This window comes from Arthrobacter sp. AIWTK1, from assembly GCF_056680535.1.
Genome location: NZ_CM155287.1, coordinates 3158499 through 3167290, shown reverse-complemented (window position 1 = coordinate 3167290; position 8792 = coordinate 3158499). Strand labels below are relative to the sequence as shown.

8 protein-coding genes are annotated in these 8792 nt (G+C 59.1%); 7 read left to right on the top strand and 1 reads right to left on the bottom strand.

The window, feature by feature from the left end; translation table 11 throughout:
* Positions 1–110: 110 nt before the first annotated feature.
* Positions 111–431 (bottom strand): hypothetical protein, encoded by a 321-nt coding sequence (locus tag AC1MDG_RS14520; RefSeq protein WP_479804688.1) that lies wholly within the window; start codon positions 429–431, stop codon positions 111–113.
* 258 nt (positions 432–689) lie between these two features.
* Here AC1MDG_RS14520 and AC1MDG_RS14515 point away from each other — a divergent pair, with 258 nt between their 5' ends.
* The 7 genes from AC1MDG_RS14515 to AC1MDG_RS14485 all read left to right on the top strand — a co-directional run bounded on the left by AC1MDG_RS14515 (position 690) and on the right by AC1MDG_RS14485 (position 8613).
* Complete coding sequence (locus AC1MDG_RS14515) at positions 690–2426, top strand: DUF262 domain-containing protein (RefSeq protein WP_479804687.1); 1737 nt, start codon at positions 690–692, stop codon at positions 2424–2426.
* Entirely contained in the window at positions 2423–4714 is a 2292-nt protein-coding gene (locus tag AC1MDG_RS14510) for a DUF262 domain-containing protein (RefSeq protein ID WP_479804686.1), read from the top strand. Before AC1MDG_RS14515 ends, AC1MDG_RS14510 begins: the two co-directional genes overlap by 4 nt.
* Positions 4715–4944: 230 nt before the next feature.
* Entirely contained in the window at positions 4945–5463 is a 519-nt protein-coding gene (locus tag AC1MDG_RS14505; protein WP_479804685.1) for a hypothetical protein, read from the top strand.
* Positions 5464–5776: 313 nt separating this feature from the next.
* The gene (locus tag AC1MDG_RS14500; RefSeq protein WP_479804683.1) at positions 5777–6007 is read left to right on the top strand and encodes a hypothetical protein; all 231 of its coding nucleotides are present in this window, start codon (positions 5777–5779) and stop codon (positions 6005–6007) included.
* On the top strand, positions 6004–6582 hold the full coding sequence (locus AC1MDG_RS14495) for a hypothetical protein (RefSeq protein ID WP_479804682.1): 579 nt from the start codon (positions 6004–6006) through the stop codon (positions 6580–6582). Before AC1MDG_RS14500 ends, AC1MDG_RS14495 begins: the two co-directional genes overlap by 4 nt.
* Positions 6583–6738: 156 nt before the next feature.
* Positions 6739–6885, top strand: coding sequence for a hypothetical protein (locus AC1MDG_RS14490; protein WP_479804680.1), 147 nt, complete (start codon positions 6739–6741; stop codon positions 6883–6885).
* A gap of 405 nt (positions 6886–7290) precedes the next feature.
* Positions 7291–8613: an ISL3 family transposase gene (locus AC1MDG_RS14485; protein WP_479804678.1), complete on the top strand. Its 1323-nt coding sequence runs from the start codon at positions 7291–7293 to the stop codon at positions 8611–8613.
* Positions 8614–8792 lie beyond the last annotated feature (179 nt).

The window sequence follows — 8792 nt, the reverse complement described above, 5'->3', positions numbered from 1 at the left end:
TGCTTCCGTACATATAGACACCACTGGTTTACTTTACCAACCTTGCGAGGTGTGTTTACGGTCCTGGCCCACCCGCGACCGGCGAGTTGCGGGGTTTCTGCCAGGGGAGCCTAAAGCTTGTCGATCCAGGTGTCTTCTTCGCGGTTGTCCCAAGCCGAGCCAGAGGTGGGTTCGGACTTGCTGCCCCATCCTTCAATCCGCGTCAGCACCTGGCGCACGTCCCGTGAATACAGTTCTCTGATGTTCGAGATCTTCCGGATCACACAGCTCTGAATGATCTGCTGGCGTTCAGCCATATCGGTGATTCCGGCAGTGTCAAAGGCACTTCGAATGCTCGCGACCTGCACGGGAGAGATCGGAATGTCCTCGATGGCCGGCGACGTGGGGGCTGCGTCGGGCAAGTCGAAGAGCCCTGGTTCCTTATGGGTCATTCCGCTGACGATTCCTCGGGTGGTTGGAGTGGTGAAGAAACCATCTTATTGGAGTCGGTGATCGGCGAATACTCCTTGAGGAGTGCCGAGGTACCTGATCCTTGATTCCCGAAAGACCTTTATTCATTCACGGATGGGCGCTTAGCTCTGCGTGTCGGTTGGTGCCGGTACCCTGAGGCATGGAAAAGAGTTCACCAAGGCGCAAAGGAGAATCCGTTAGATGGTTAATTACCCGAACAGACCGGCTGACGGTGCACCATGAGCATCGGTAATGAAACGGTTCTCGAGCCGAAAATCGTCGGCGATATCACAGGTGCGTTTTATGTTCCTGCGTATCAGCGCGGTTACCGCTGGGGCAAGGAAGAAGTCGAGCGACTTCTCAATGACATCTGGACGAGCGAAGGTGAACCGTACTATCTCCAGCCGGTAGTCGTGAAGTCAAGGGAGGACGGCCGCTGGGAACTCATCGATGGGCAGCAGCGCTTTACTACCCTGTACCTGATATTCCTGTTTATGCAGAAAGACGGCCTTCAGAACGCGGGCGCTGCCTACACGTTAGAGTATGAGACTCGAGCAGGTAGCCAGGTGTTCCTTCGGTCGCCCGATGAGAAACAGCGCAACGCGAACATCGATTTCCACCACATCTACGGCGCCTATGAGCACATCCGAAAATGGTTTGAAGCCCACGCCCACCGGAAGCAGTGGGCCGCGAATAAGCTCTACGGCTACTTGTTCGAGACCGTCAAGGTCATCTGGTACGTGGCTCCGCCCGACCTCGATTCAATTGCTCTCTTCACGAGGCTGAATGTTGGCCGCATTCCACTAACCGACGCGGAACTGGTTAAGGCACTCGTCCTCGCGAAGAGCCGGCAGCGTTCAGGGTTTGCTGACAAGAGTGAACAGATTGCCGCGCAATGGGATGCTTTCGAACGTGAACTCCGTGTCCCTGAGGTCTGGTCCTTCATCACTGGCAAGCACGAGGATGAAGCGACGCACATTGGGTTGCTGCTAGATACCCTTGCCGATCGGAGAGCCGGACGGCCAGAAGGTCGACACCGCCCCCTGTACCACACCTTCGAAAAGCTCCACACGTGGATCGAAAAGAACCCGCAGGACTTCTGGGACGAAGTCGTCGGCCTCCACTCGCTGATCATCGGTTGGTATGAGGACCGAGATCTCTTCCACAAAGTTGGTTACTTGGTCGCGCTCGGTGACTCCTTCACGGAGCTCGTGGAGACTGCGTCGGGGCTGACGAAACGTGAACTCCACGACGCGCTTGATACTCGAATTCGTATGCGGCTCAAGCTGACCAGCGCCGAAGTGGCCGACCTTGACTACGAGACGAAGAGCGGAAAGTGCACCGAGGTGCTCCTTCTCATGAATGTGGAGACTGTGCGCCGTCGGATTGATACTTCGGAGCGTTACTCGTTCCGTGCTCACGCTCGGGGCGCATGGTCGCTGGAACACATACACGCCCAGAATGCGAAGGAGATGAAGCGAGACGAGAAACTCTGGCGGGACTGGCTACAGCTCCATCGAGATGCGCTCGTAGGCGTGCACCACTTGGATCACATGCTCAGGGGTGAGCTCGCTGCGGAGATAGACGAGATTCTTGAGGCCATCGCCGACGCTAGGACGCATGGCATTGGGACCCGCTTCGACACGATCAAAGCCAGGGTGGAAACCGCGTTGTCCGACTCCAGCTGGGGCGCCGACGACAGCGTCCATTCGATCGCTAATCTGGCTCTTTTGGCGAGCCGTGACAACAGTGCGCTCAGCAACTCGACCTTCGAGGTCAAGCGCCGCGAAATTCTCCAGCGCGACAAGGAGGGCTCATATATCCCCGCCTGCAGCCGTAACATCTTCCTCAAGTACTACACGGAATCGAACGCTCAGCAGATTCACTTTTGGCTCGCCTCCGATCGTATTGCCTACTTGAATGCTATTCAGTCAGCGGTGGGACCGTATCTTTTGCCGGCGGAGGTGCTCGATTGAAGGGCTTCAAAACCTCATTTGTCAGCATGTTCCGGCCGCGGGTCGACGGGATGCAGAGCGTCAAGCGTGTCGAGATCCCACTTCTCCAACGAGATTATGCTCAGGGGCGCGAAAACGCTGCTGTGCAGGTGATCCGTCGCGACTTTTTGGAGGTTCTCGTGACAGCGATCAGGGGTGGTGACCATGTCGACCTTGACTTCGTTTACGGCGAGATCGAGAACGGTACGCTTCGTCCACTTGATGGGCAGCAGCGGCTGACTACGCTATTTCTTGTCCATTGGTACGTCGCCGCGCGTTCCGGGCGGCTGATCGAAGCAGGGCAGTGGCTGGAATTCGCCTACGCGACACGTCCGACTGCCGAACTGTTCTGTCGCCAGCTTGCGAATCCAGAGCACTTTCCGTCCGCCGACTTCGGTGTCCCCTCGGCTTGGATAACGAACCAGGCGTGGTATCTCTTCGCGTGGCGTCACGACCCTAGTGTCCAGTCGATGCTCGTGATGCTTGACGCGATCCATGAGCGGCTCTCCGCTAATGCCATCGACTTTGACGCGGCGTGGGCTCGGCTTACGGATGACGTGAGCCCCGCAATATCCTTCCACTTCCTTCCGATCGATGACATGCCGTCCGGCGAAGAGCTCTACATCAAAATGAACTCACGAGGGAAGCCACTCACCGAGTTTGAGAACTTTAAGGCTCGATTCGAGCGAATCCTCGCTGAGGCCTTGACCGTGGAACGGTTCAACGAGATTGTCCATAAGTTTGATGGCGCATGGACTGACGTGTTGTGGCCTTACCACGGCGGTGATCACATAGTCGATGACGAGTTCCTTCGCTACCTTGAATTCGTCATCGAGGTCTGCGAATGGCGAGATGACGGTGGCTACGGAGGCAGCCGGCTCGAACGCGCGGAGCGTGTCTTCGGACGTGAGAATCCGAACTCACAGCGCAACTTAGACTTCTTGTTCCATGCCTTCGACACTTGGGATTCGGCGGACATCGATGCTGTTTTCGCGAGGCACTTCAGGAGTGCCACCACTGCCGGAATCGTAGAAACAGATCGAGTAACCCTGTTCGACACCCGAAACGTCAATTTGTTTCAAGAGTGCTGCCGCCGATATGGACAGATGAACGGCAAGGCTCGACTTTTCTCGCTGTCCGAGACCCTGCTCCTGTTCGCAGTCCTCGTCCACCGACAGTTCGCAACCGATGACGTGCAGGGTCGGCTTCGAACACTCCGAAACCTCACAGATCGATCAGATGAGATTCGTGACAATCGCATGGTCGACCTCATCGACGGCGTTGAACGCCTTATCCGCGACGGTGCAATCGAGGGCCTCAATGGCTTCAACGCGGACCGCGTCAGCGATGAGCAACTAAAACATGCCTTCCTTGCGGCACACCCCGACCAGGAGCAGGTCCTTTATCAGCTCGAGGACCATCCGCTATTGCGGGGTCGGGTGTTCGCATTCGATTTGGATGCGGGCGCGCTATCGAAACGGGCAGCCGCGTTCGCTTCGATTACGTTGAAGGAGTACTGGCCCCGACTGACTGCGGCTCTATTGGCCAAGGGTGATTATGGGTATCGAATCGGCAGACGCGCCTACCAGTATGGCACTGCCAGCGAGAGGCAGGAGCTTCGCTGGCGCGAAGTATTCACGCACCATGGGCGCGAGAAGAACGCTGAGCTTTCTTTTGCGCTGGCGGCGCTCCTCGATGATGTTTCCCTGGGTGGGACGGACGCCGGGGCAACCCTTGACGCCGTTGCTGAAGAGTTCTGTGACCGGCAACGCAGGACGGGGCACTTTGACTGGCGCTACTACGTTGTGACCTACGCAGATATGCGTAGCGGTGAAACCGGCGTCTACTACGGGGAACACCTGCCAGAGTCTGGTCGATGGGGCTATTCCATGTGTATGCTGCGCACCCACTCTCTCATGGGTGGGGCCCTCTACCGCGATCCGTACCTCCTGACGATTTGGCGAGAGAGCGCGATCGGCGATGCCGCCCGTCCTCTCTGGTTCTCCGGCCACGAGACCGACCCTCGCTGGCTCCGGCTCACGGCAAGTGGTACTGGCATCCGCTGTGTCAACGCTGGCTTCGAACTTGACCCGCCACTAGATGAGCAGCATGCAAAGGCGTTTCAGCAAGTCTGCGAGAAGCACGGAGCAACTGACGCTGCCTTCCTAAATGTGGCGCAGGCAGATCGTGACGGGGAGTTCATCGATACGGAGGACCGAATCCAGAAGTGCGTACAGTTCGTCAAGGACCTCGTGGCGCTGGGGCTGTGATTTGTTCTGTGCGAGCGCGAGCCAGTCGGCCGGCTGCTGTTCAACGCGTTGGGAATGGTGGCCGAGCGAGGCGTGTCCGTCCGGATGCGCCTCTGGGTGGGGAACGTCGGCTGCCAAATCCGAAGGGGCGGCTGAAAGCAAGCAACCAAAATGATCCAAGACGACTGCCCAGAGCGCCACTTAGCGCTGTAAATTTCCAGAGCAGAACACAGCCCGATCGGAGCCGCTGCATGGCTAAACTGAAGCTCTTTACGGTCCTTGAGCTCGTGGGCGAGGGCTTCAAGGGATTTCAAACGTTCCAAAACATCCGGCAGCAGTATGCCCAGGACGATGGTGGAATCCCGAAATCGCCGGGAGTCTATGTCGTAATACGGGCGAACACCTCGCCCCCAGTCTTTCTGGCCAAGGGATTCGGCGGAACCCACAAGGCTCGTAAGGCAAATTCGCCAATTGGTGAGCTTGAAGCCAACTGGGTGCCCGGCGCCTCGGTCTTGTACTTTGGCAAGGCAAGTCAGCGCAAAAACGGCGGAGGCTTGTGGGACAGGATCCACGAATACGCACTCGCGGGCCAAGGACGAAGCCACGGCCACAGTGGCGGCGAATACATTTGGCAATTGGCCGATGCCAGGGATCTGCTGGTGGCCTGGAAGGTTGTGCAAGGCGGGACGGAAAAGAAGCTGGAGGAGGCCATGATTATGGCCTTTCAAGACAAGTACGGGAAGATTCCCTTCGCTAACCGCACACCATAAGCGAAAGCGCCCGTCTTGATGTGGTAACGAAGTATTCGCTAGGAATCGGGCACAAAGCCGACGTTTTGGGCGATTATGATACGCACCAGGGATGACATTTTAGCCCTGTGAAAATGCCGCCATGTTATTGCTTCGATAGACGGATAACCGGCCCTTCGCAGATGAGCGTGGTTAGAGCGCTCTGAGACTGTCGCCGCGGGGTGGGCGGTTGCCGGGTGCGGCGTGGCGTGGCACGAAAGAGGTCAGGACCTCTTTGAATTGGTAGCGACCAAGCAAACCAATACCCAAAAGAGACCCTGACATGAATAACTCTATGTCTTGTTCCCATGGCCACGGGTGCACGCGCGCGGACGCGCTGCTCGGTGTCGAGGGCATCCACGTCAGCTCCGTCATGGCAACCGCGGCCGGCCTTGTCCTGAGCGTGGAGACCGGGGAGGACGTCACCGGCTGCCCCGACTGCGGCGTCGTCGCCGTCGGGCACGGACGCCGGCAGGTCCGGCTCCATGATGGGTCATTGATTAGCGAAAGAAAGGCGATTAGGTGAGAACCAACAAGATGGACCATTGGGTTCGCCAGTTTCTCGGAAACACCGGCGACGTCTCTTACGAAGAGGCGATGGGTGCACTTACTGAAATTGAGCGAAACATGTCTGCGGGCCTTTTCCCAACGACGGGCGGGGCGGTTTCACTCCTTGCAAAGGAAGACGTCGAAGAAATATACCGGTCAAATAGGGGCCTCTTCCCTAAGTTTCGACCGGCTATTCCAGACGCAGGCGGACGGCGCGCAAAAACGCTTTCTGAATGGTACGTCGCGGCTATCGAGCAAGCGATTATGTACTGCCGCGATCCCCGAACCTTGGAGGACATTGCTTTCCCAATAATTCTAGGGCCAATTCGACCTTTTGCACTCCGGCACACAGCCGCGATGGATGGCTTCCTCCACACCTACCACTTCAGTGGTATCGACTGGCGGCGAATTCACGGCTATGCCACAAGTCTGTATGGTGCGGTGACGCCCGACGTCGGAGAAGCCCCCTATTGGCTTACCGATGCTCCCGAGCCCCTCTCTGTTCTCGCATTCACCGACCAAAATACGCGCAGTGTCCAGCACCTATATTAGGACCGACCGATAGAAGCCTCGGGCAAGTTTTCAGGGCCCAGCGGCCCGGGCCGTCAGGCAGCTGTCGGCGGTCATTGTGCGGCGGCCGTCGTCCTGCTGCTGGGGGTAAAGACTGATCTCCAGCCCGCCGCAGTCCTGCTGGCCAGCAATTGGAAGGTGAACTACCGCATTTCCGACGACACCGCTGCAGCAATGCTGAAGAAGCAGAACAAATACACCGACGAAGAGGTGGCCAAATACCTGACGAATGAGGCCAAGGACGGTAAGGGGCGAGAACGTACTGACTTTGTCGGAGACCGCTGATTGGCACGCCTTGGAAGCCTATGACGTGGATGGGAAGCCCGGTCCGAGCATGTCCATCTACGGCATTGGCACCAAATCCAGTATTCGCTGAAATCCGTGATCAAGCCGGAATTCCACACCGAATCGAAGAAGTTGTAACCCGCTACACCCCAGACAAGCCGCCGCAGCCATTAGGTTGCGGCGGCTTTCTCGTGCCCAAACCCAATTGTCCGGCACCCCTGGCCGGAACGCCGGCCACAAATGAGGAATATGTGGCCCTTCGCAGATGAGCGTGGTTAGAGCGCTCTGAGACTGTCGCCGCGGGGTGGGCGGTTGCCGGGTGCGGCGTGGCGTGGCACGAAAGAGGTCAGGACCTCTTTGAATTGGTAGCGACCAAGCAAACCAATACCCAAAAGAGACCCTGACATGAATAACTCTATGTCTTGTTCCCATGGCCACGGGTGCACGCGCGCGGACGCGCTGCTCGGTGTCGAGGGCATCCACGTCAGCTCCGTCATGGCAACCGCGGCCGGCCTTGTCCTGAGCGTGGAGACCGGGGAGGACGTCACCGGCTGCCCCGACTGCGGCGTCGTCGCCGTCGGGCACGGACGCCGGCAGGTCCGGCTCCATGACATCCCCTGCTTCGGCCGGCCGGTGCGGCTGCTGTGGGCCAAGCGCGTCTGGCGGTGCCCTGACCCGGACTGCCCGAGAACGACGTTCACCGAAGAGCATCCGCTGGCAGGACCGCGGGCGAAACTCACCGCCCGGGCCGTGGCCTGGGCAACCGATGCGCTCGAGCATTTTGACACGTCGGTCTCGGCCCTGGCCCACCAGCTCGGCGTCTCCTGGCACACGGTCTGGCACGGAATCAGCGCCGAGGCCGCGCGCCGGATGAGTGCCGCCGGCAGGTTGAAGGGCGTGGATGCCCTGGGCGTCGACGAGCATGTCTGGGCCCACACTGGCCCGCCCGGCACCGGCATGGTGACCGGGATCGAGGATCACACCCGCGACGCCCATGGGACAGTTCACGCCCGGCTGCTGGACCTCGTGCCGGGACGGTCCGGGAAGGCCTACGCGGACTGGCTCAAAGAGCGCGGCGACGAATTTACTGGCGGGATTAAGACCGCGGCGCTGGATCCGTTCCGGGGCTACGCGAACGCGATCCGTGACGAGTTGCCCGAGGCCATCACCGTTCTGGATGCATTCCATGTCGTGAAGTTCGGTTCGGCCATGGTCGATGAGCTCCGCCGACGCGTCCAGCAGGACACCCTGGGACACCGGGGCCGCAAGGGTGATCCGCTCTACGGGATCCGCCGGACCCTGCAGATCGGCGCCGAACACCTCACCGAGAAACAGATTTCCAGGCTTGATGCGAAGTTGATCGCCGGGGACCCGGGCCACGAAGTCACCCTGGCCTGGCAGTGCTACCAGAAGCTCCGCAACATCTACCACGCCCGCCCGGAACGAGGCAGGGCACTGGTGACCGAGGTGATTGCGTCGTTCCCGACCTGCCCCATACCCGAAGTCGCCCGCCTCGGCCGGACACTCAAACAATGGAAGTCGGCGATCTTGGCCTACTTCGACACCAACGGCGCCTCCAACGGACCCACTGAAGCGATCAACGGCGTCATCGAAACCACCCGCCGAATCGCCCGCGGCTTCCGCAACTTCACCAACTACCGAATCAGATGCCTACTCGCCGCCGGCGGACACCGCCCCTACCGGATCAAACAAACCAACTATGCTTAAATGCGAAGGGCCGGATAACCAGGCTATCAGCCTGTGACGGTTGATCTCTCAGGTCGTGGCAGGGGCCGCCTGCCGGGTGCCCAAGCGAGGAGATTTGATTTGCAAATGTAGTAAGTCGATGGCCAGGGTAAACCCGGCCGGACTTGGACGGGATCCGGCGCGATCAGCAGTGTGGTTCC